This is a genomic window from Mariniflexile sp., assembly GCF_052728615.1.
On sequence record NZ_JBFVFE010000116.1, the window covers coordinates 1 to 1,919 of the forward strand.

Annotated in this window: 1 protein-coding gene; it reads right to left on the reverse strand. The window is 42.5% G+C overall.

What is annotated here, in order from left to right:
• The coding region (acs, locus tag ACU1LP_RS19425; protein WP_445737096.1) for an acetate--CoA ligase at nucleotides 1-1,900 on the reverse strand (1,900 nt) is incomplete at its 3' end.
• Nucleotides 1,901-1,919: the final 19 nt, after the last annotated feature.

The following is a 1,919-nucleotide window of genomic DNA, read 5'->3' on the forward strand; positions in this document are numbered from 1 at the left end:
CATTATCCATAATCTCCTGAACCACCTCTGGGTTTAAAAGTGTGCTGGTATCGCCTAAATTACTGGTTTCCTTACATGCTATTTTACGCAAAATACGTCGCATTATTTTTCCGGAGCGTGTTTTAGGCAAGCCACTGGTAAACTGTATTTTATCAAGTTTTGCAATCGGCCCGATATGTTCGGTAATAATTTGGTTGATTTCATTACGCAAATTGTCATGGACGCGGGTTTCACCAAAATCCTTTAAAATAACAAAACCGTACAAAGCATTGCCTTTTACATCATGCGGAAACCCTACAATGGCAGATTCCGCAACGGCTGGATGCTCGTTGATGGCATCTTCAATAGGTGCTGTTCCTAAATTATGCCCTGAAACAATAATAACATCATCAACACGCCCCGTAATCCTGTAATACCCAACCTCATCGCGCAATGCGCCATCGCCCGTAAAATATTTGTTTTCAAAAGCTGAGAAATAGGTGTCTTTATAGCGTTGGTGGTCGCCCCAAATGGTCCGTGCTATACTTGGCCAAGGGAATTTTATGCACAAACGGCCATCTACCTGGTTGCCCTTTAATTCCTCGCCATTTTCATCCATTAAACAGGGTTGTATCCCTATAAACGGTAAGGTAGCATAGGCAGGTTTTGTTGGGGTTACAAACGGTATGGGCGAAATCATGATACCCCCTGTTTCGGTTTGCCACCAGGTATCTATGATGGGGCTTTTCTTTTTTCCAATATTGTTATTGTACCAATGCCATGCTTCTTCGTTGATGGGCTCGCCCACAGACCCTAATACTTTAAGCGATGACAGATCATATTTATCAACCAACTCGGTACCTTGCTTTGCCAAGGCTCTAATAGCGGTTGGTGCGGTGTAAAATTGGTTGACTTTGTGCTTTTCTATGATTTGCCAAAAACGACCAAAATCCGGGTAATGTGGCACGCCTTCAAACAAAACGGTTGTTGCTCCATTGGCTAAAGGGCCGTACACAATGTAACTGTGCCCAGTGATCCAACCGATATCGGCCGTACACCAATACACATCGGTTTCTTTATACTGAAACGCGTTTTTAAAAGAATAAGCGGTGTAAACCATATAACCAGCCGTGGTATGTACCATGCCTTTTGGTTTGCCTGTTGAACCCGAAGTGTATAAAATAAATAAAGGGTCTTCTGCGTCCATAACCTCTGCTTTACAATTTGGAGATGCGGCATCCAAAAGCGGTTGCAACCATTTATCGCGACCCGCTTTCATGTTAATATCTGAATGGATTCGTTTTGCCACCAAAACAGATTTTACACCTGGGCATTTTTCCAGAGCTTCATCCACGATGCCTTTTAAATCGATGGATTTGGCACCACGATAGGAGCCATCTGAAGTCACTACCAATTTACAATCACTGTCGTTGATTCTTGTTGATAGCGCTGTTGCGGAAAAACCTGCAAACACCACCGAATGTATCGCCCCTATCCTGGCGCAAGCCAAAACTGAGATAGCCAGCTCTGGAATCATGGGCACATAAATACATACCCGATCGCCTTTTTTTATGCCTTCGGCTTTCAAAACATTGGCAAATTGGTTGACGCGTCCGTGTAACTGGTTGTACGTAATATGTTCTGCTGGTTCATCGGGATTGTTAGGTTCGAACAAAATAGCGGTTTTATCGCCACGGGTCACTAAATGCCTGTCGATACAGTTTTCTGTTATATTAAGTTGTGCACCTTCAAACCATTTTATTTCGGGTTTGGTAAAATCCCAACTCAACACCTTATCCCATTTTTTGCGCCACATAAAATGTTCCTCGGCTACTTCTTCCCAAAAATTTTCAGGCTCTCTGATTGATTTTCTATAGACCTGATAATACTCTTCTAAATGTTTTATGTGATAGTTGCTCATTTTGCTGTTGATGTGTTTA